The sequence below is a fragment of the Propionigenium maris DSM 9537 genome, from assembly GCF_027925155.1.
GTDB lineage: Bacteria > Fusobacteriota > Fusobacteriia > Fusobacteriales > Fusobacteriaceae > Propionigenium > Propionigenium maris.
Map to the genome: position 1 here is coordinate 101,010 of NZ_BSDY01000007.1, position 21,458 is coordinate 122,467.

Genomic DNA, 21,458 nt, shown 5'->3' on the forward strand with positions numbered 1-21,458 from the left:
TTTTTTATCCAAATATATAACATCTTCTGTTGCCTCCGCCTGCTAATTAACCCTGTTTCTAATCCTCCTCCCTGTTCCTATATTTCTCAACTCACCTCCTAATTTTTTATTCTTACCCCTATTATTAGCAAAAACCGTGCCACACCTTAATTTTATAGGTATAGAGAACAGCGAAAACATATTGGGAGTTACTATACAAGAAAAACGAGTCAAATTAGACTCGTTTTCTTTCAGTAATTTATCTACAGTTCTAGGTTTTATAAGTTGATTAGCAGGCGAACCAAAAAAGACTCACTGAGTTTTTTATGACTCACAGTACTTCTTTATAAGCCTCACAGCTTTGGACTGACTCACCTTTAGCTGCTTGGCCAGCTTTCTGGAACTAGGGTATAACTCGTAATATTTTTTTACTATATCCCTCTCGTGCCTCTCTACCTCACTTTCCAGAGAAAAATCTTCCTCCATAACTCCCGAAAGGGAGCTGTCATTTATCAGAAAAAAGCCTGTTGGAAGAAGCTTCGGAGATAGGGTTTCTGTATCTGAAGTTATCACCAGCCTCTCCACAATAGAGGCTAACTCCCTTACATTTCCAGGCCACTCATATTCCAGTAGAAGCTCCAGCACCTCCTCTGTAAAGTATCTTCCCAGGGAATACTTCTTATTGTATTCATTTAAGAAGAAGTTAGCCAGGGGGATTATATCTTTCCTCCTCTTTCTCAGGGCAGGTATGGTTAGTTCAAAGTTATTTAGCCTGTAGTAGAGGTCCTGTCTGAACTTCTGTGTCTTAACCAGGGATTTCAGGTCTCTGTTGGTGGCAGTTATTATCTTGATATCAACCTTTCTCTTATCCACTCCCCCTACAGGAAGGATCTCCCTCTCCTGTATAACGTGTAGTAACTTTGCCTGAAGTTTTGGGGACAACTCTCCCACCTCATCTAGAAAGAGGGTCCCTCTATGGGCTGCTTCTATAAGCCCCTTCTTTCCCTCACTTGCTGCGCCAGTAAATGCCCCCTTTACATATCCAAAGAGCTCCGACTCCAAGAGTCCCTCATTTATAGAGGCACAGTTTATAGAGATAAACTTCCCCTTTCTCTGACTGTTTTCATGCATATATTTAGCCAGTAAGCTCTTACCGCTTCCGCTCTCTCCCTGGATGGACACTGGAGAGTCTATATTAGTCAGCCTGTCAGCCAGTCTCAGAACCTCCTCCATCTCCTTGCTTCTATAGATAATCTCCCTGCTCAGGTCCGTCTCCTCTAACTCAACTGTTTCCTCCAGATTCATTTCCCCTTCGGTCCAGTCCTTTGCATTCATTACCACAAACTCCAGCTGCCCGTCCCTTCCTAAGATAGGCACAGCTGTGGTCTTCAGCTTAGCTCCCAAGTAAGTTTTTTGTATAACACTGAGAACCCTCTTCTCCTTGTAAACTAATGGCAGTACAGAGGGAGACCAGAACTCCTTTTTTACAAGATCATGAAACTTCTTCCCTATCATATCCTCTGGAGACATCCCATAGTGCCTGTATGAAGCCTTGTTGATATAAACTAGTGTATAGTTATCATCCCATACAACCACTTCATCATAGAGGTTATCCATTAAATTCTTAAATATACCAAAGTCAATGTTTAAATCTACCATTAATACCTTCTCCTTCTCTTCATTGAGGGGATCTCCATTTGATTCCTGTATTTTCCCACAGTTCTCCTGGAGATTTCCATTCCCTTCTCGATCATCTTCTGTCTTATCTCCTCATCGGAAAGGGGATTACTCTTGTCCTCAGAATCAACTATCTCCTGCACTACTCTCTTTACAGTATAGCTGGTCGTCTCACCAACCTGATTGGTGAATAAGTCCTTAAGGTTGTACCTAGTCCCCTGATGATTTAACCTTTTATCCCTTATGGTACGGCTTACAGTTGATATGGATACTCCCAAAGCCTCTGCTACATCCTCCAGCTTAAGGGACTTCATCTCTCCCCCTGTTAAAAAACTTCTCTGGTGTTCAACTATAAACTTTGCTACCTTGAAAAGGGTTGCCTCCCTCATAGCCAGGGCTGTATTTATCTTTTCAGCTGTCCTTACACTCCCTCCCTGAACATCCTCCTCCGATACCCTGTATCCATAGCTGCTATTTAAGGTCACTTCCAGATCTTCTCCTAGGAAGATATCATCCTCCCTTATCTCAACTGGAGCATAGTATGCGAAGTTTTTTCTGGGATAGGAGATAAAATACCTCATGGGTTCTATCTCATTCTTTATCTCCTCCATAGAGATTCCCAGTCTCTTGGATATCTTGGGAAAGTTTATATCCATAAGTTCCCTATACATATCCTCCAGTATCCCTCTCAGGATACTTTTTTTTTCACTTTGAAGTATGAGAACCTCCCTCATATCCCTTCCCCCTATACCTTTAGGATCCAGTTCTTTAAAGGTCTCATAGCACTCCCTGATATATAATATGCTTCTTCTCTTCTTTTTGGCTAAGTCTGTTAATGACAACTTCAGGTACCCCTTCTCATCCAGGTTCCAGATAAACTCCTCCAAAATTTCATACCTTTCCCTGGAAATCTTTAGTAAACCTACCTGCTCTAAAAGAAACTCCTCCAGACTCCTCTCCTTCCTGGATAGGTAGGAGAGTTCCCTCTCCTCTACCCCGTAATTTACCTTCAGGTAGTTTTTCAGATGAAATGTATTCAGCTCCAGTATCTTTAGAGATTCTATCTTTTTTTTCGTTATCTTCTGGGATATCTTTAATTCTAATTTCACGTTATTCCCCTAATAATTATTTTCAAAATTTTATTCTTATATAAAATTATATTAAATTTAGTGATATAAGAGAAGGTTTTTTATTTACACCCCACAAAATAACGAACAAAATCGACTTTTATCACGCTTTTAATTTAAATATACTTCGTTTACTTTTATAAAAAATCGTAAAGATCACTGTCATACCTACTTCACTTCTGTGAAATTCTAAAAAAGAACAAGGTTCTACCTTCCTCCTATAAATAAAAAAAGCAGCTCCCCTGGGAAACTGCTCTCACTTCACTTTTTTTTTACTTTTAGTCAAATATAGCACTGTAATACCTGTCCAGTTTTCCCTCCAGTTCACCCATATTAAAGAAACGGGCTCCCCTATAGAGCTCCTTTCCCTCTGAATAAACTATGAGGGCAGGTATGGAAAATACTGAAAACTCCCCTGCTGCCTGAGGAACAACCTCCAGGTCTATCCCTATAAAATCAGCCTTGGGGTATCTTTCAGATAGTTTTTTTAACTTGGGCAGGAGTACATGACAAACTGAACAGTCATCCCTGGATATATACACAAAGGAAAACTTCCCCTTTTTTACTTCCTTTAGCTCCATCGTTGCTTCCTCCTTAAATTCTAAAGAAACTTAATCGCTATTCTTCCCTGCCCCTATTCTATAGATTTTTTTCTCCATATTCAAACCTTTTCTCATACCTTCAATTACCTCTTCTATTCAAAGCTTAAGAAGCAATAAAAAAACCTTCTACTTTTTTGCAAGTTTCTCTATATACTCCCTCATTCCCTCTCTATCTATACACTCCCCATGAACAACAGGAAGTTTTTCTATTCCCTCCACTGCCCTGTGAAGTTCAAGCCCGGTAATCCTCCTCAGTGTCTCTATCTCCTGAAACTCATCTCCTGCCTCTCCCCCAAGGCCTTTAACTACACTTGAAGGAAACTTATATATACTTGCAGTGGAAAGAACAACCACCTTTCTCTCCCTCCTCTCCATGGCCACCTTCATAGCCACAGCAGTGTGGGTATCTATAGAGTAGTTATACCTTCTTTTAACCTCCTCTATGATTTTTAAACACTCCTCCTCCCCTGTATATCCAGAGTCCATTACTTCCCTTATCCTCTCCACTACCTCTTCCTTTACACTAAATATACCCTCTCTGGCAAATCTATCATAGATTTGCCCTACCCTCTCTGAATCCTTGAGGATGTGGTAGAGAAACCTCTCTAAGTTTGAGGATACCAGGATATCCATAGAGGGGCTCATTGTTTTATGAAACTCTCTCCTCCTATCGTAGACTCCATCCTTGAAAAAATCTGTAAGAACGTTGTTTTTATTTGATGCGCATATGAGCTTCCCTACAGGGAGGCCCATCTCCATTGCATAGTATCCTGCCAGGATATTTCCGAAGTTTCCTGTGGGAACGGAGAAGTCCACCCTCTCTCCCAGCTCTATCTCCCCGTCTCTCAGGAGCTGAGCATAGGCTTTAAAATAGTATATTATCTGGGGAAGAAGTCTTCCTAAGTTAATAGAGTTTGCCGAAGAGAGCTCTACTCCCTTCAGGGAATCCTTGAATTCATCATCTGAAAAGATCCCCTTTACTCCTCCCTGACAGTCATCAAAGTTCCCCTTCACTGCTGCTACACTTAGATTTTCTCCCTGGGTAGTAGTCATCTGAAGCTTTTGTACCTGGCTGACCCCATCCTCTGGATAGAATACCGCTACTTCTATCCCAGAGAGATCCTTAAATCCCTCTAGAGCTGCCTTTCCTGTATCCCCCGAGGTAGCCACAAGGATCAGGTTCTTCTCAACTGCCCCAGTCTTCTCTCTGGCTTTCACAAACAGTCGTGGCATAAGCTGAAGGGCCATATCTTTAAATGCCGCTGTAGGTCCGTGCCACAGCTCCATCACATAAAGATCCCCTTCCAACCTCACTACAGGTGTCCTATCTTCATGGGAAAAACTTCCATCGTTATAGGCTCCCTCTACACACTCCCTTATCTCATCCTCCGAGTAGTCGGAAAGATACTTCTTCAGTATTCTCAGGGAGATCTCCTCATACCTTAGCTCCTTTAACTCCTCTATATCCTTCAGACTTAGTCTTGGAAAGCTCTCTGGAACAAAAAGACCTCCTCCAGGAACCATTCCCTCCCTTATGGCCTCTGCTGCAGAGTACCCTCTCTCTAATCCACCCCTTGTACCTATATACCTCATGACTCCCTCCTTAAAAGTAACTCAGCAGAGGAAGGAGGTCCCGATAATCCTTAAACTCCATATTTACACTGCTGGTGTCTTCCACGTGAAATTTATTTACCCTTAAAAATATAAATGTAAGAGCTACCCTTATTATAGCTTCATCCATAAGCGCCCTCTCCTCTGGAAGGAGCTTTCTCTCCTCCTCATAGGCCTTTAAAAGCTCCTGGGTGAGTCTCTCCTCCTCCTCCCTGGAAAATCCCCTGTTCCTTATCCAGAAGTTAATAACAATTGCCAGATCCATAATAAGGGGACCCCTGAGGCAGTCATTGAAATCTATCACCCCGGATATCTCTCCCTCCCTCATAAATACATTGTCTGGGAAGATATCGTTGTGGATGATCCCCTGGGGAAGGCTGGAGTAATCTGCTGCTATAGCCCTCCTGTAAAACTTCATGATCACCTCATAGTCCTCTCCCAGGATCTTCTTAAGGTCCACCTTGGAGAGGAGGTCGTAGAAGTAGTCCATATCTATCTTCCTGCTTCTTCTTATCTCCCGGGTTCTCAGAAGGTTGTGCATGATACCCAGCTTTCTTCCAATCTCTCCTACACTGTTTCCGTCTATCCTTCCTACCTTCTCCCCCTCTATAAAGGTGAAGACCGAGGCCATCTTTCCCTCCACAAAGATATAGTTTTCTCCCCTACTATTATCTATTGCCACCGGACAGGGAAACCCCTTGGAGTTTATATAGTTTAGGAGCTCCAGTTCCTTGATCTCCTCCCTGTAATCCCTCTCTCCCTCCAGTATTCTGAAGATATACTTCCTGTTATCACCCTCTACCAGGTAGTTGGTATTCAGTATCCCCTCAGGGATCTCGACTATCCTCTCTATCTTATTCAAGGAGTAATCCATAAATATTTCCTCTATCCTCTCATTGCTCAACTTTGTATATACAGCCACTTCTTCTCCACCCCCATTATGCAGAAAGGCTCTTCTCTATAAGTTCATAGTGCATAAGTTTTTTTAGCCTGTCCACCTGGGCCCCTTCCACCACATAGGAAAGACTTGTCTCAGAGGATGAGATCATCTCCACCCTCATCTCCTCATTATTTACTACCCTTGCTACCCTTCCTTGAAGCCTGTTTGAACGGATCCCTATACCTACTGCCGATACCATTCCAAGGCTCGGTTTCAGACTAAGGTTTCCTCCTCCCAGTCTCTCCCTGAGAAGCTCAGCAACTCTTACTGCCTCCTCCTCCTTTAGAAGAAGGGAGATCTCAAACTGTCCCTCTCTAGTAAGTCCCTGGTTTATCAGAAGGATATCTGATCCCCTGGCCTCTATGACATCCATTACATCTCCAAGGGATCCGTTGGATTCCAACTGGTCCACTGTAATCTTTGCCACTCCCTTTACATGTGTTATCCCTCTTACCGCTGCTTTTTCCATCTTCTCACTCCCCCTTATCCAAGTTCCTTCCTCCCATGAAAATGCCGACCTCAAATGAATATCGATCCCGTACTTTGCTGCCAGCTCCACACTCCTACAATGGAGTACCTTTGCTCCCTTTCCTGCCATCTCTATCATCTCTATAAAGGACAGGGATGATAGCTTCCTTGCATCCTCCACTATCCTGGGATCTGCAGTATATACTCCGTCTACATCTGTATAGATCTCCACCTGATCAGCTGATATAGCTGCTCCCACAGCTACTGCTGTAGTATCTGAGCCTCCCCTTCCCAGGGTAGTGATGCTTCCATCCTCATCTATTCCCTGAAATCCAGTGACTATAACTATATAACCAGCTTCCAGCCTCTCCACTATCTTTTCTGAGGAGATTCCCAGTATCTTTGCATTGTTAAACTCATTTGTAGTTTTTATCTCAAGCTGAGGCCCTGTTAGGGACACAGCCTTATATCCCAGCTCACCAATAGCCATTGCCAGAAGGGAGGCAGATATCTGTTCCCCCACCGATAGGAGCCGGTCCAGCTCCCTTCCAGATGGAGTCTTATGTACCTCCTCTGCTCTCTTTATGAGGGAATCTGTCATTCCTCCCGGGGCAGAGACCACTACCACCATCTGATTCCCCTCTGCCTTATTTTTCACTACCCACTTAGCAACCTCTCTCAGCCGGTCGCTGTCCTTTACACTTGTTCCCCCATATTTTTGTACTATCAACGCCATTGCTCTACCCCCTGTAGATCACCTGTTGGATTACCCTGCTATAACCTTGTATATATCCGATACCACTGCTGAAGCTGTGGCATCCATCCCTGCTCCCTCTCCATAGAATATTGTTTTACCAGTGTAGGATCCCTCTACCTCCACAGCATTGTATACTCCACCAACACTATACAGGAGCTCATCTGTGTCTACCAGCTGGGGAGCCACCCTTACAACAAGATCCTCTCCCTCTTTAAAGGCTTCCCCGAGAAGCTTATACCTCTTCCCCTCACTTCTTGCCCTTGCAACGTCCTCCACTGTAAGCTTGTCTATCCCAGTGATAGATATGGAGGAGAAGTCCACCAGCTCTCCCCAAGCCAGGTAGCTCAGAACACTTATCTTATGTCCCGTATCTATCCCCGCCACGTCAAATGTAGGATCAGCTTCAGCATATCCCCTCTCCTGGGCATCCCTTAGGGCTTCCCCATAGGTCATCCCCTCCTCCATCTTTGAAAGCATATAGTTGCAGGTACCGTTGAGCACTCCTCTTATCCTCTCAAACCTGTTTGGAAAGAGCCCCTCTGCAAGGGGAGTAAGTACAGGTATCCCTCCTCCCACTGCAGCTTCAAAGTAAAACTTCACCCTATTTTTTTCAGCCAGCTCAAAGAGCTCCTTCCCGTGAAGGGCCAGAAGGTGTTTATTAGCTGATACAAGGTTTCTTCCCGAACCAAGGACCTCCCTTGCCACCTCAAGGGCCACTCCCACTCCTCCGATAAGCTCCACCACAGTATCGATCTCCCCGTCCTCAAGGATCTTCCTGTAGTTATCTGTAAAGTTGTACTCTCCAAAGGAAAAACTCTTCTCCTCTATATCACAGACCCTTACAACTTCAATTTTCTCACCAAACATAGCTTCCAGCCTGCTTCCCTCTGCAGCAAGGATCTTTAATACCCCCTCACCCACTGTTCCAAGTCCTATAACTCCTAGTTTCATAACCTTCCTCCCTCTATTAGTAGTTCTGCTATCTGTACTGTATTGGTCGCTGCACCCTTTCTCAGATTATCAGCTACCACCCACATATTAAGACCATTTTCCACACTGAGATCCCTTCTCAGCCTTCCCACAAAGACCTCATCCCTCTCACTTGCCTCCCTGGCAAGGGGATAGATATTGCTCTTTGGGTCATCCTCTACCACTATCCCTGAAAATTCCTCCAGGGCACCTCTGAGCTTTTCCAGATCCACCTCTTCCCTGGTTTCAATATTTATCGACACCCCATGGGAGTTTAATACAGGCACCCTTACACATGTTGCTGTCACAGGAAGTTCTGGTTGATTTAGGATCTTTCTTGTCTCATCCACCATCTTCCTCTCCTCCTTTGTGCTACCATCCTCTAGAAATTCATCTATGTGGGGCAGACAGTTTCCCCTCACTGGGTGGGGATAGTATCTCTCTCCCTCCTCCAGTTCCTGAATTCCTCCCCTTCCCGATCCAGACACAGCCTGGTAGGTACTGTAGACTACCCTTTTAAGACCGAAGAGTTCGTCCACTACCTTTAGGGGCAGTACACACTGTGTAGTTGAGCAGTTGGGGTTTGCTATGATATCAGCCCCTCCCACTGCCTCTGGATTTACCTCTGGTACCACAAGGGGAATCTCAGGGGCCATCCTCCATGCACTTGAATTATCCACTACCACTGCTCCCCTCCTTGCTGCCTCTGGGGCAAACCTCTTGCTTACCCCTCCTCCTGCTGAAAACAGTGCCAGATCCACTCCGTGAAAGCTCTCAGGAACAAGCTCCTCTACTACCCTCTCCTCACCTCTGAAACCTATCCTTTCCCCTGCTGACCTTGCTGAAGCCAGAAGCTTTATCTCCCCCACTGGAAACTCCCTCTCCTCAAGGACCTCAAGCATCTTTCTTCCTACCATTCCAGTTGCTCCCACTACTGCAACAACATAACCCATTTAATCCCCTCCTAGTAATTTAATTTAATATATAAAAAGCAACGTGACGTTGCATCCTAATAATCATTTGGATAGCTTATTGTCCTATATAATTTTTTTATAAATTCTCTACTTTACCTCTGACAATAAAAAAACCGCCTAGAACTGAATGTTCTAAGCGGCTCATAGTTATACTACACCCTGGACTTCCACCCCACTTAGACACACCCACTTTTTAATTACTCAAAACGGGTCTGAATCAGTGGTCACTCTGATTACAAACCCTAGATCATAATTATGGTGGTTGTGGTGGATATAAGTCTTAGCATAGTTTTTTTCTCCCTCAATTTAAATTAATTTACAACCCTTCCCTCTTGGGACAATCATTTCCGAAGATAATCGGTCCCTTCCCCAGAGGAATAGTTTTGTGGATTGTAACAGAACAGCTCTACACTGTCAAACATTTTTTTATGAATTTTTTTAATATTCACTCCAGCTACACTCTCCTAACCCCTTTCTATCCGTAGTTTCCCTGGGATGCATAAAGTTTCATATTCTGTAAAAATAACATACACCTTCTCTATAGATTCTTATTACCGCACACCTAGCTCCTTCTCTGGAAATAAAAAGCACCGTGACCTTGCATCCTGACAATAAATTGGAGCACTAATTACTTCATGTAAAGCTTTTGCAACTTCTATACTTTCCTTAACAATGAAAAAGAGCCTCTAAAGGGGCTCTCTCGCAGATAAAACTACCTTTCATAAAAATCAACTCTTGACCTTTTCCTCCCTGTGCACTATCCCGTGAGCTTCCCTTATCATCTTGATCAGCTCATCCTGATCCATCTCCACAACTTCATCTACCTCAAGACACTCTATCTCGGGGCTAGTCACCTTCAGCAGGACCTTGTATAAAATAGTCGGTATCCTGGCTATATGCCCCCTGGTGTTTGCCAGTGAATCTATCTGTCCATAAACTTCATCGATCACTCCCACATACTCCCTGCACCATCCCATACTCTACCACCTATCTCAATCATCTTAAGTACGTCTAATCCACCCAGGGAAGTTTACCCTAACTCCTTTTCATCCCCAGATCCCCCATTTAACTTAACCTCTATCTCCTTTCTTTTTCTAACAAGGACCTCCAATTCCTTTTTTAAACTTTCCCTGTCCATATCTATATTGGAACTTTCAAGTATTTCAAGGGTCCCCCTCAGGTCCCTGATTGCTCTTTCCAATGTCTTCAACTGGGATTCCTGTATCTCCCTCTGACTTCTCTTCATCCTTCTTCTCCTCACTCTGCCACCTAGAACTCCATAGATGACCTATAATCTAATTCTTCAAACTAATAGGCTCCCTTGTAATATACCAGCCCCCCTCCCAGGTGTCAATTCCCCCTTATCCTCCATCACCTGTCTATTATTAACCTCTAAATACCACCCAACTAAATAACTGATATTTCATAACTTTTTAAGTTTTTTTCTTGACATCTGGCAAATCTAGTAGTATCCTCTAGCAATATCAAATTTAAAGGAGAGAAGAGTTATGAATAGAAGATCTACATCCTCACAAAATTCTAGTTGCCATAAAACAAATCCATATGTGCCCTTAGAATTTTTGATGTAGAACCATATCTTTACCACTTTAATTTCCGTGAATTTAAAGCCGTAGATGAAGTACATCTATGGCTTTTTTTTATTTATAAAAAGGGGGAAACAACTATGAATGATTTAAAGGTAAGGGATAGAAAACTTTGGGAAGCTATCCACATGGAGAAGGAGCGTCAAGAGTATGGATTGGAGCTCATAGCCTCTGAAAACTTTGTATCTAAGGCTGTGATGGAAGCAGCTGGAAGTGTTATGACCAATAAGTATGCAGAGGGCTATCCCAAGAAGAGATATTACGGCGGGTGCGGATTTGTTGATGTAGCAGAGGAACTGGCTATAGAAAGGGCTTCCCTCCTCTTTGGAGCGAAGTATATCAATGTTCAGCCCCACTCTGGTTCCCAGGCAAATATGGCTGTATACAGGGGGCTCATCGAGCCAAGAGATACTATCCTGGGAATGAAGCTAGACCACGGGGGACACCTAACCCATGGTAAAAATGTCAACTTCTCTGGACAGGACTACCTGGTATACTCCTATGGAGTGGAGGAGGACACAGAGGTAATAGATTATGGGAGGGTGGAGGAGATGGCTCTCCAGGTAAAACCAAAGATAATCGTTGCAGGGGCAAGCGCCTACTCTCGTACAATTGACTTTAAGAGATTCAGGGAGATTGCAGATCTGGTTGGTGCCTACCTAATGGTGGATATGGCCCACATTGCAGGCCTTGTAGCTGTAGGAGAGCACCCATCTCCCATTCCCCATGCTCATGTAGTTACTACCACTACCCACAAAACCCTCAGGGGACCCAGAGGGGGAATGATCCTCACCAACCACGAGGATATTATTAAAAAGGTCAACAAGGTTATCTTTCCTGGAATTCAGGGAGGACCACTCATGCACATCATCGCTGCTAAGGCTGCAGCTTTCAATGAGGCCCTCCAGCCTGAATTTAAACACTATCAGAAACAGGTAGTAAAAAATGCCCATGCCCTGGCTGAAGAGCTTCAAAGGGGAGGTCTCAGAATCGTCAGTGGAGGTACAGATAACCACATGCTCCTTGTAGATCTTACCCAGAAAGGCCTTACTGGAAAGGAAGCTGAAGCTATCCTGGAGGCTGCTGATATTACAGTAAATAAAAATGGTATCCCCTACGATACCAAGAGTCCCTTTATTACCAGCGGTATCCGTATAGGAACTCCAGCCCTTACAACCAGGGGGATGAAGGAGGGAGAGATGACAGAGGTGGCAGCTCTCATTCTCAAGGCTCTTGAAAACCATGGGGCTCCAGAAGGTATTCAGGAGGTAAAAGACGGAGTAAGAGATCTGTGTAAGAGGTTTCCCCTCTACAGGGATTAGATAATAGGAGCTCACTCTAGCTGCATCCCTGAGCTCCCTATTAACTATATTTTGTAAAAAGCAACGTGACGTTGCATCCAAATAATCAGTAGGAGGATTAATTACTCCACATAATATTTTATAGATTGTATGCTTGCCTTAACAATAAAAAATTGAGAGGACTTCCCGTAAGAAGTCCTCTCTTTATATTAGTAGCATACTCTCCCCTGAGAGTATACCAGCCTTCCGTCCTTATATACATCCCTTGTGTGGTTGATCCCAAAGTGGTAGATAACATAGTCTATATTTGGCGCATCAAAGACCACAAAATCTGCCTTCTTTCCAGCCTCAATACTTCCCACCTCATAGGCTCTTCCTATGGAGTGAGCTGCATTTATTGTCACTGCTGTAAATACCTCCTTGGGCGTCATCTTCATTCCCAAAGATCCCAACTGCATTATAAACTGGATATTTTCTGTAGGGCAGGATCCCGGGTTGTAGTCCGTTGATAGGGCTACTGGTACTCCGCTGTCTATCATCTTTCTCACTGGAGCGTAGTTCTTACCAAGGTTGAATGAAGTTCCTGGAAGGATATCTGCTACTACTCCCTCCCTGGCCATCATCTCTATTCCCCTGTCACTTGCTGCCATTAGGTGGTCTCCCGAGATAGCTCCTACCTCTGCTGCCAGCTCTGCTCCTCCCAGAGATACTATCTCATCTGCGTGGATCTTAAGTTTGAATCCAAGGTTTCTAGCTGCCAGAAGGATTTTTCTCGTCTGCTCCACAGAGAATACTCCCTCCTCACAGAATACATCACAAAACTCCGCAAGCTTCCTCTCCTTAACTATGGGAAGCATATCTATCACCTTATCCACAAATACATCGGAGTTCTCCTTGTATTCCCCAGGCACTGCATGGGCTCCAAGGAAGGTAGATGCAATATCCACTGGGTGATTCTCATCCAGATTCTTAGCCACCTCCAGCTGCTTTAACTCGGTCTCTAAGTCCAGTCCGTATCCGCTCTTTGCCTCTATAGTTGTCATACCATAACCTAGCATGGTATCCAGACTCTTCCTTGCCTTCCTATAGAGCTCCTCGTGGGTTGCTTCCTTAGTGGACTTAACTGTACTGAGGATTCCTCCCCCCTGCTTCAGTATATCTATATAGGGAACCCCTTCAAGCTTCAGTGAAAACTCATTCTCCCTGCTTCCTCCGTGTACCAGATGGGTATGTGGGTCTATAAGTCCCGGAGTTACAGCTCTTCCCCCTGCGTCCTCTATTAGGGTCTCATCACCTATTAGCTCCCTTCCGGGCTCTCCAAGACCTGTTTCCAGTATCCTTCCATCCCTCACAGCTATATAAGCTCCCTCTAGTATCTCTACCTCTCCCATACACCTTCCTGTACGGGGATTGTTGTCTCCAGCCATAGTCACCAGCTGTCCTATATTCTTCAATATAAAATCTGCCTTCATATCTTCCTCCAATAGTTGCGCTTTATTTATTCATGGATATCCTCAAAGTAAAAGCTTCCTGCCAGGTACCTGAAGAGGACCCTCACCAGGGGCAGGGTCCACTCTTCCTATACTCTTTTCTTTACAAGGTTCTTGATGAGATCTTCATCTGCTATATATGGAAGGGTAATGTGGTCATCCCCTCTGTTATTGTTGTTGTACTCTATAGATGTTTCGATGGAGTTCTTATTTCTAGCCCAAGCACGTCTAGCCACTCCTCCCATTACATCCCAAGGCATAGCCTCTCTCAGGATAGCATCCACTCTCTCGCTTCCGTCCAGAACCATTCCAAATCCACCATTTATGGACTTACCTATTCCTACTCCTCCACCATTGTGAAGAGCTATCATAGACATTCCTCTGGCTGCATTTCCTGCAAAACACTGGGTAGCCATATCTGCCATTACATTACTTCCATCCTTGATATTGGATGTCTCTCTGAATGGTGAATCCGTTCCAGATACATCGTGGTGGTCTCTTCCAAGCATTACAGGACCTATCTCCCCTGTTCTAACCATCTCATTGAACTTAAGAGCTATGTTGGTTCTGCTCATGGCATCCTGGTAGAAGATTCTCGCCTGAGTTCCCACTACCAGTCCGTTTTCATCTGCATCTCTGATCCATACATAGTTGTCTCTGTCCTGATATCTTCTGTTTGGATCCACAAGCTCAAGGGCTGCCTTATCTGTCTTTAGAAGATCCTCCTTCTTTCCGCTGAGGCATACCCATCTGAATGGTCCATATCCCCAGTCAAATAACTCTGGTCCAAGGATATCCTCAACATATGATGGGTAGATAAATCCGTCCTTGTCATTTCTTCCGTTTTTAGAGATCTCCATTACCCCTGCATCATACACAGACTTCAGGAAGGCATTTCCATAGTCAAAGAAGTAAGTCCCCTTCTCAGTAAGGGCTTTGATAAGCTCATAGTGTCTAACTAGAGTCCTGTCCACAAGCTCCTTGAACTTTGCCTTGTCCCTTCCAAGAAGTTCCGTTCTCTCCTCAAAGGTTAACCCCTGCGGGCAGTATCCTCCCTCATATACAGCGTGACAAGAGGTCTGATCGGAAAGAAGGTCTATCCTCTCATTTTTCTCCACTGCATACTCCAGAAGATCCACTATATTTCCATGGTATGCCACAGCACAAGGCTCTCCATCTGCAATAGCTTTTTTAACCATCTCAAAGGCCTCCTCAGATGTCTTAGCCACATGAGTTACCCATCCCTGGCTTTTTCTTGTCTCTATTCTTGAGTAGTCCACCTCAGCTATGATGGAAGCTCCCTTTGCTATTACACAAGCCTTACCTTGAGCTCCACTCATTCCTCCAAGACCAGAGGTTACAAATAACTTTCCAGCAAGGTCCCCGTCCTGAGGAACTCCGCAGAAAAGTCTTCCGGCATTTAGAATAGTTGAGTATGTTCCGTGAACTATTCCCTGAGGTCCAATATACATCCATCCACCAGCTGTCATCTGACCGTAGTTAGCTACTCCCAGCGCCGCTGCTCTAGCCCAGTTATCTGGATCATCAAAGAGTCCCACCATCATGGCATTAGTTATTATTGCCCTTGGAGCTGTTGGGTTTGACTTGAAGATTCCCACTGGGTGTCCAGAGGATACAGCCAGGGTCTGATCCTGAGTAATCACCTCTAAGTACTTCTTGATCAGTTTGTACTGCATCCAGTTCTGACATACCTGACCTGTTTCCCCATAGGTAACAAGCTCATATGGGTAGAGAGCTATATCAAAGTCCAGGTTGTTGTCTATCATCACCTGGATAGCCTTCCCCTCTGTACATGCTCCCTCATACTCATCTATCGGTTTTCCAGTTATATTCCCCTCTGGTCTGAATCTGTAACCATATATTCTTCCCATCTCCATAAGCTCATCTAAAAATTCAGGTGCCAGCTCGGCGTGGTACTCCTCTGGAATATATCTTAGGGCATTTTTTAGTGCCAGCTCTATCTCATCTGGAGTAAGAGTTAACTCCCTCTTTGGAGCTCTTCTAAGTCCCTCTATAAACTTGGGAGTCTTGCTAGGTATATCCTCAGCTGTCAGCTTGATCGTCATGGCATTTGCGATATTCTGGTTCATCTTCTTCTCTCTCCTTTTCTCTCTTATTCTTTGATTTTATTGGAGGTACCCCTCTCTATTCTAATAGTCTGTTGATCTATATATTAAGCTCACCTATTGCTTTTTCCACAGCGTCTATAAGCTCCTCACTTATAATTACTTTCTCCGTTTCATTTATATCTACGTACATAACCCTGTCCTTATCCAGCTTTTCCACGTGCTTTCTTACAGCCTTATAAGCCTCTGCACTTCCCTTTCCAAGTCCCCTATCTCCTCTGAGGTCTATCCCCTGGCAGGCTGCCATGATCTCCATAGCTACTACCTTTCTTACATTTCCAAGGATCTCTCTGGCCTTTCTGGCTGCTATGGTACCCATGGATACGTGATCCTCCTGGTTAGCAGATGAAGGTATAGAGTCCACACTTGCAGGGTGAGCCAGTACCTTGTTTTCCGATACAAGGGAAGCTGCACTGTACTGAACTATCATATACCCCGAGTTTACTCCTCCATTTTCCACAAGGAATGCTGGAAGTCCAAAGTTCAGGTTAGGGTTTACAAGTCTTTCAAGTCTTCTCTCAGACACATTTGCAATCTCTGAAAGAGCTATCCCAAGGAAATCCATTGGAAGAGCCATAGGCTGTCCGTGGAAGTTTCCACCGGAGATTACCTGATCCTCATCTGGGAAGATTAGAGGATTATCTGTTACAGCATTTATCTCTATCTCAACTCTTTCTTTTATGAAGTTAATGGCGTCCTTGCTGGCTCCATGGATTTGAGGTGCACACCTTAGAACATATGGGTCCTGTACTCTCAGGTCTCCCTGCTCTGTAGTCATCTGACTGCCCTCAAGTATTCTCAAGAGGTTTTTAGCTGTATCTATCTGACCAGCATGCCCCCTTACCTCATGTACCTTATGGTCATAGGCACATGTGATTCCGTTCAGTGCCTCAGATGTCAGTGCACATGCTATATCTGCTGCCTTAGCCAGCTTTTCACTGTCATATACAGCCAGCGCTCCCACAGCTGTCATTACCTGGGTACCGTTGATAAGAGCCAGTCCCTCCTTGGATGACAGATTTGGCAGAGGCTCTATTCCTGCTTTTGCAAGAGCCTCCTCACTTGTCATCCTCTCTCCCTCATAGAAAGCTTCTCCCAGCCCAAGAATTGTAAGTACTATATGAGATAGAGGTGCCAGGTCTCCCGATGCTCCCAGAGATCCCTTTTCTGGCACTACTGGATGAACTCCTCTATTTAGCAGTTCCACTAGCTTCTCCAGGGTTATCCTTCTTATTCCAGAGTTTCCAACACATAGGTTTGCCACACGAAGGAACATTATCCCTCTCACTACCTCCTCTGGAAGGGGCTCCCCAACCCCGCATGAGTGGCTTATAATTAAGTTTCTCTGAAGGTCTGCAGTTTCAGACTGAGATACCACTACATCTGAAAACTTTCCGAATCCAGTGGTAATACCATAGGATACCCTCTCCTCGTCCACATACTTTTCCACCAGGTCTCTGGCCTTCTGAACCCTCATCCATGCTTCATCACAGATCTCTACCTGATATCCATTCCTTGCCACATCAACAACATCTGATATTGTCAGCCTTTTTTCCCCTACGATGTACTTATTCACACTTCTTCCCCCTCTTATCTGAAAGTTATTAAAATGATTTTAAAAACTAGGTAAAAAAATATTTATTCCCTTAAATCCATTCCCAATTATTTATTACAATGAAAAGACCTCAGATAAAAATATATTATATATATACCATTATTAACTATAGTTATAATAAGCCTCCAAGGATCATTTCTATTGACTTTCGCAACCAGATGAAAATGTCCACTATTGACTCACAAGTAGGAAAATAGTATAAAATATATTGATAAAACTTATTAATACTGTTTTAATAAGTGGCTGGAGGTAGTTATGTACCAAAAAACAATAAGGGAAAACAATGAAAAGAAGATCTTTCACTTTGTCTATAAGGAGGACAGGGATCTATGCATAGCTGAGATCTGTAGCGAACTGGATATGAGCTTCCCAACTGTAAAAAATGTCCTCTATAAACTCATGGATAGGGGAGTTATTAAAGAGAGTTTAAAAATAAGCAGCGGGAATGGCAGAAAGGCTCAGGCATACTGTCTCAATAAGAATTTTTGCTACTCGGTGGGAGTAAGAATTGATTCCAGAAAATTTAAGTTTCTCCTTGTGAATGAGAGGGGAGTGGTTACCAAGGAGCTCTCGGTGAGGGAGTCCTTCCATGAAAAAAACCTCATTCCCAGGCTGGAAGAGGAACTGGAAATCTTTCTGGACTCCATCCCTTCAGATATCAGGGAGAAGATCCTGGGCATAGGTATAGCAATCCCTGGAGTCGTGGATAAGATTGGAAGGACCCTAGAGATAGGCACTAATTTCAAGGTAGGGGAAGATGAGATAGAGGCTCTTTCCCAGAGATTGAACCTTAAGATCCTGGTGGACAATGAATCAAACTTAAGTGCTATAGCAGAGAAGTTTTTGGGAAGTGGAGAAACCTTTTCCGACTTTATAACACTGGACCTCAGTGAAACCATCAGTATGGCAAACTTCAGGGAGGAAAGCCACTACGGTAACTTCTCCTTTAGGGCTTCCAGGGTGGAGCACATGTGCATCGATATAGATGGAAGGTTGTGCGAGTGTGGCCACAGGGGGTGCTGGGGAACCTATGTTTCCGACAGGGCTCTTCTGAAGAGCTTCAGGGAGGAGTTTCGGGAGATAAAGAGATACTCCGATATCTTTAAGGGGGAGTACCTGGAAAGTGAAGCAGGACAAAAGATCCTGGATGAGTATGTGAGGTATCTGGCTGTGGGGATAAAAAACCTCATCTTCCTCTACAACCCAGAGAGGATAATAATCACTGGAAATATCTGTAGATACAGGGATTTAATTATAGAGCCGCTCCTGGACTATATCTACAGGGACCATATCTTCTTCAGGGGAAAGGAGACCATAACCTTTTCAGATCTCAGGGAAAACAGCGGCACCCTGGGAGCTTCCATTATGCCCATCGTCGACAGCTTATTCTAATAGAGTTCTGGCATAGCTTTAATCTTACTTTATAACCTTACCTGGCACCTTAAGTTTTAATGATGTTAAAGATGAAGGATATCCAATTAAAAAGCAGGCATAGAGCCTGCTTTTTTTCATATAAAAACATTAAGAAGATATAAACCACTGGATACCTCCTATTCACTTCTTTAGGGGATCTAAATAATCCATTGCTATAATTAAACTGCCCTTGGCGGAGTCAACTTTCTTCCCACTCTTCTTCTCTCGGAAAAATCATATATCCCTATGGAGAGAACCGCTGTAGTGGGAGCAACTATTATAAGAGAGGTTGTCCCTATGAGGGTCCTCATTATCTCCGCTGCCATAAACTTTCCATTTAATATGGCATAGATAGACACACCCCTGTCCAGAAGAAACATCATCATGGTGATGTTCCCTCCTGTGTAGGCCAGAAGAAGGGTTGTAGACATAGTTCCCACCACTGCATTCCCTATATTAAAGGAGGATCTCAGAAGCTCCCTGGGAGTTAGGCTGGGATTTGCTTCCTTTATCTCCTCCAGGCTTGCCGCCATATCCATGGCTATATCCATAGCCGCTCCAGAGGCACTGAGGATTATGCTGGAATAGAAGATTTCCCTGAAGTTCAGGGAAAAGTTCCCGCTGGCCAAGAGGGACTGTGACATGGGCATTGTGAAACCATCCAGTTTAAGGTAACTACTGAAGAGACTGGTCAGGGCTATGGATATTCCAAGACCCACCACTGTGCCGCTAAAGGCCGCAACTCCTCTTCTTCCCACTCCTCCAACAGAAAATATGATCACCGAGGTGAGTAGGACCAGGGTCAATATAGTCGTATAAAAGGGGGATCCTCCTCTCAGAATATGGGGGACCATATACCTGCACAGAAGATAGATGCTGGCAAAAAATGAGATCAGGGACCTTATACCCATTCCTCCAGAGTAGAGGAGGAGGGCTCCTGAAAAGATCAGAAAGAGAACCTTGAGGTAGGGAAGCCTGTAGGCAGAAAGAACCCTCCCCTCTAAGACCTCTCCATCACTGCTCTTTACTCCCACTACAACCCTCTCTCCCACTTCATATATCTCATCTATCTCCTTGTCTCCATTGACAAAGTTCACACACCAGAAGGTTTTACCACTCCCTCCCTCTACTCTCACCTGCTGAGTCCCCACACTGGATGTCCCCCTGTTTATAAGACGAGAGTTATCTACCTCCACTACTCTAACTACCATCTCTCTCTCACTCCTCAGCCCCTCTAGAAAGCTACTTCCTAAAAAGCCAAGGGATATGAGAAAGAGAAGCAGAACTACCTTTCCACTTCTCATATCCTCTCCTATCTGACCATCTCTATCATGGTCTCTGCTATTTCTGTATTATCTATAAATCCTGAAAACTTCTCTGCTCCCCTTCCCACTGCTGAGAGAGGTATCTGGGTCCCAGTGTGGGCATAGGTTGTAAACATCGTGTTGGATCTTTTTGCCAGTACATGAGCTGTGGCAACTGAGGTGGGAGTATAGTCTCCAAAGAGTGCACTATTATAATCCCCACTGTCCTCTATATCCATTGCCTTAACTATAGAAGCCCTCTCCTCTGCACTTAAGTCTCCAAGGCCCATCTCTCTTCCTATAAATTCAAAGTATGCCTTCCTATTCCCATCATACTTTCTCTGAAGTACATCATCCACAGAAGCCCTCACATCCTTCAGGGCTTCCAGCTTAAGGAAGTAGTTCTTCCCATATCCAAGACCCATTCCTCCAGTCTCGTGGTCTCCCACTACGACTATAAGGGTTTCCTCTGGGTATCTTTTATAGAACTCATAGGCCTCCCCTACAGCCCTGTCCAGTGCCAGGGTATCGTGGATTACCGAAGCTGCATCGTTGGCGTGGGCTGCGTGGTCTATCCTCCCTGCTTCCACCATCATAAAGAATCCCTTCTCTCCCTGACTTAGGACCTCTATCCCCTTTCTTGTCATATCAGCCAGGGATGGAAGATGGTCCCTGCTGTTTACCCTGTCCACTTCATAGGGCATGTGTGAGCTAGTTAGAGCCGCAAATACCTTCTGGTCCCCTCTGGCCTTTAAGTCCATAAAGTCACCTACCGAATTCTCTCCCATAAATACCTTATAGCCTTCCCTCTTAAACTCTCTTCCCAGATCTCTGCTATCCTTCCTCTTGGATCCTTTAGCCTCCTGAGGGATAAAGTTTCTGTATCCTCCCCCGGCGAAGAAATCTATTCCGCTTTTAACAAAGTCATCTGCTATCTCATTCTCATTTCCCCTGCTTACATTGGTGGAAGCAAATACTGCTGGAGTTGCATGGGTAAGCCTTGTTGCTGTTACAAGCCCCGTCTTCATACCGCTTCTCCCTGCATATTGAGCTATACTTTCCACCTTCTCTCCACTTGGTAGCATGGATATCATCCCGTTGTTTGTCTTGTGGCCTGTAGCTAAAGCTGTCCCCGCTGCTGCCGAATCTGTAACCAGGGTATTCAGTGAGTGGGTCGTATTGATTCCTGCCACAGGGAATCGATTCATGAGTAACTTTCCCTCTCCTCCCTCTACATCGGTCATATAGTACTCAGCTATCTGCCTCTGAGCCGCCCCCAGACCATCTCCAATAAACATAAACACATACTTAGGTGCTGCAAGAGTCATCACAGACACCAAGATATTCAGAATAAAAATAACTGCCTTCTTCTTCATTCTTTAATCCTCCCTTAATCTTTAATCTGGAGGTAGTTTAACCCATCCCTGTAAAGGTATTATTAAAATCCTGTAGTAGTTATGAAAAAATGAACCTGATATTT

General features: G+C 44.3%; 17 protein-coding genes. 2 read left to right on the forward strand and 15 right to left on the reverse strand.

Annotated elements, in window-relative coordinates; genetic code table 11:
* Window positions 1–303 precede the first annotated feature (303 nt).
* The 10 genes from QMG11_RS09080 to QMG11_RS09125 form a co-directional block, all read right to left on the reverse strand.
* On the reverse strand, window positions 304–1,638 hold the full coding sequence (locus QMG11_RS09080) for a sigma-54 interaction domain-containing protein (RefSeq protein ID WP_281835348.1): 1,335 nt from the start codon (window positions 1,636–1,638) through the stop codon (window positions 304–306).
* Window positions 1,638–2,765: an RNA polymerase factor sigma-54 gene (locus QMG11_RS09085; protein WP_281835350.1), complete on the reverse strand. Its 1,128-nt coding sequence runs from the start codon at window positions 2,763–2,765 to the stop codon at window positions 1,638–1,640. The genes QMG11_RS09080 and QMG11_RS09085 overlap by 1 nt, the downstream gene beginning before the upstream one ends.
* 296 nt (window positions 2,766–3,061) lie before the next feature.
* Window positions 3,062–3,364: a thioredoxin family protein gene (locus QMG11_RS09090; RefSeq protein ID WP_281835352.1), complete on the reverse strand. Its 303-nt coding sequence runs from the start codon at window positions 3,362–3,364 to the stop codon at window positions 3,062–3,064.
* Window positions 3,365–3,511: 147 nt separating this feature from the next.
* Entirely contained in the window at window positions 3,512–4,978 is a 1,467-nt protein-coding gene (thrC, locus tag QMG11_RS09095; protein ID WP_281835355.1) for a threonine synthase, read from the reverse strand.
* Window positions 4,979–4,988: 10 nt separating this feature from the next.
* A complete protein-coding gene (locus tag QMG11_RS09100) occupies window positions 4,989–5,918 on the reverse strand; it encodes a homoserine kinase (RefSeq protein WP_281835357.1) in 930 nt (309 codons plus the stop codon).
* A gap of 16 nt (window positions 5,919–5,934) precedes the next feature.
* Entirely contained in the window at window positions 5,935–7,140 is a 1,206-nt protein-coding gene (locus QMG11_RS09105; RefSeq protein WP_281835359.1) for an aspartate kinase, read from the reverse strand.
* A 30-nt stretch (window positions 7,141–7,170) separates the two neighbouring features.
* Window positions 7,171–8,112, reverse strand: a complete 942-nt coding sequence (locus QMG11_RS09110; RefSeq protein WP_281835360.1) for a homoserine dehydrogenase — start codon at window positions 8,110–8,112, stop codon at window positions 7,171–7,173.
* The gene (locus QMG11_RS09115) at window positions 8,109–9,083 is read right to left on the reverse strand and encodes an aspartate-semialdehyde dehydrogenase (protein WP_281835362.1); all 975 of its coding nucleotides are present in this window, start codon (window positions 9,081–9,083) and stop codon (window positions 8,109–8,111) included. The genes QMG11_RS09110 and QMG11_RS09115 overlap by 4 nt, the downstream gene beginning before the upstream one ends.
* Window positions 9,084–9,832: 749 nt before the next feature.
* Window positions 9,833–10,081, reverse strand: coding sequence for a hypothetical protein (locus QMG11_RS09120; RefSeq protein WP_281835364.1), 249 nt, complete (start codon window positions 10,079–10,081; stop codon window positions 9,833–9,835).
* A gap of 53 nt (window positions 10,082–10,134) precedes the next feature.
* A complete protein-coding gene (locus QMG11_RS09125; protein ID WP_281835365.1) occupies window positions 10,135–10,350 on the reverse strand; it encodes a hypothetical protein in 216 nt (71 codons plus the stop codon).
* Window positions 10,351–10,788: 438 nt separating this feature from the next.
* Between QMG11_RS09125 and glyA the strand changes: the two genes are divergently transcribed.
* On the forward strand, window positions 10,789–12,030 hold the full coding sequence (gene glyA / locus QMG11_RS09130; protein ID WP_281835367.1) for a serine hydroxymethyltransferase: 1,242 nt from the start codon (window positions 10,789–10,791) through the stop codon (window positions 12,028–12,030).
* A gap of 188 nt (window positions 12,031–12,218) precedes the next feature.
* On the opposite strand, the gene hutI is transcribed toward glyA, so the two are convergent.
* The 3 genes from hutI to hutH all read right to left on the reverse strand — a co-directional run bounded on the left by hutI (window position 12,219) and on the right by hutH (window position 17,222).
* Complete coding sequence (hutI, locus tag QMG11_RS09135; protein WP_281835369.1) at window positions 12,219–13,481, reverse strand: imidazolonepropionase; 1,263 nt, start codon at window positions 13,479–13,481, stop codon at window positions 12,219–12,221.
* Window positions 13,482–13,588: 107 nt separating this feature from the next.
* On the reverse strand, window positions 13,589–15,610 hold the full coding sequence (gene hutU, locus QMG11_RS09140) for a urocanate hydratase (RefSeq protein WP_281835370.1): 2,022 nt from the start codon (window positions 15,608–15,610) through the stop codon (window positions 13,589–13,591).
* Between the two features lie 76 nt (window positions 15,611–15,686).
* Window positions 15,687–17,222, reverse strand: a complete 1,536-nt coding sequence (gene hutH / locus QMG11_RS09145; protein ID WP_281835371.1) for a histidine ammonia-lyase — start codon at window positions 17,220–17,222, stop codon at window positions 15,687–15,689.
* Window positions 17,223–17,516: 294 nt separating this feature from the next.
* Here hutH and QMG11_RS09150 point away from each other — a divergent pair, with 294 nt between their 5' ends.
* A complete protein-coding gene (locus tag QMG11_RS09150; protein ID WP_281835372.1) occupies window positions 17,517–18,653 on the forward strand; it encodes an ROK family protein in 1,137 nt (378 codons plus the stop codon).
* Window positions 18,654–18,853: 200 nt separating this feature from the next.
* Here QMG11_RS09150 and QMG11_RS09155 read toward each other — a convergent pair whose 3' ends face one another.
* Together QMG11_RS09155 and QMG11_RS09160 are read right to left on the reverse strand one after the other, a co-directional pair.
* Complete coding sequence (locus tag QMG11_RS09155) at window positions 18,854–19,978, reverse strand: YibE/F family protein (protein WP_281835374.1); 1,125 nt, start codon at window positions 19,976–19,978, stop codon at window positions 18,854–18,856.
* An 8-nt stretch (window positions 19,979–19,986) separates the two neighbouring features.
* Window positions 19,987–21,354, reverse strand: a complete 1,368-nt coding sequence (locus tag QMG11_RS09160; RefSeq protein ID WP_281835376.1) for an alkaline phosphatase — start codon at window positions 21,352–21,354, stop codon at window positions 19,987–19,989.
* Window positions 21,355–21,458 lie beyond the last annotated feature (104 nt).

Coding starts and splice junctions, on each gene's coding strand:
- thrC (WP_281835355.1), bottom strand. CDS start 4,978: ATGAGGTATATAGGTACAAGGGGTGGATTAGAGAGAGGGTACTCTGCA.
- QMG11_RS09150 (WP_281835372.1), top strand. CDS start 17,517: ATGTACCAAAAAACAATAAGGGAAAACAATGAAAAGAAGATCTTTCAC.
- hutI (WP_281835369.1), bottom strand. CDS start 13,481: ATGAAGGCAGATTTTATATTGAAGAATATAGGACAGCTGGTGACTATG.
- QMG11_RS09155 (WP_281835374.1), bottom strand. CDS start 19,978: ATGAGAAGTGGAAAGGTAGTTCTGCTTCTCTTTCTCATATCCCTTGGC.
- QMG11_RS09105 (WP_281835359.1), bottom strand. CDS start 7,140: ATGGCGTTGATAGTACAAAAATATGGGGGAACAAGTGTAAAGGACAGC.
- hutU (WP_281835370.1), bottom strand. CDS start 15,610: ATGAACCAGAATATCGCAAATGCCATGACGATCAAGCTGACAGCTGAG.
- QMG11_RS09125 (WP_281835365.1), bottom strand. CDS start 10,350: ATGAAGAGAAGTCAGAGGGAGATACAGGAATCCCAGTTGAAGACATTG.
- QMG11_RS09110 (WP_281835360.1), bottom strand. CDS start 8,112: ATGAAACTAGGAGTTATAGGACTTGGAACAGTGGGTGAGGGGGTATTA.
- QMG11_RS09090 (WP_281835352.1), bottom strand. CDS start 3,364: ATGGAGCTAAAGGAAGTAAAAAAGGGGAAGTTTTCCTTTGTGTATATA.
- QMG11_RS09160 (WP_281835376.1), bottom strand. CDS start 21,354: ATGAAGAAGAAGGCAGTTATTTTTATTCTGAATATCTTGGTGTCTGTG.
- QMG11_RS09120 (WP_281835364.1), bottom strand. CDS start 10,081: ATGGGATGGTGCAGGGAGTATGTGGGAGTGATCGATGAAGTTTATGGA.
- QMG11_RS09080 (WP_281835348.1), bottom strand. CDS start 1,638: ATGGTAGATTTAAACATTGACTTTGGTATATTTAAGAATTTAATGGAT.
- QMG11_RS09115 (WP_281835362.1), bottom strand. CDS start 9,083: ATGGGTTATGTTGTTGCAGTAGTGGGAGCAACTGGAATGGTAGGAAGA.
- glyA (WP_281835367.1), top strand. CDS start 10,789: ATGAATGATTTAAAGGTAAGGGATAGAAAACTTTGGGAAGCTATCCAC.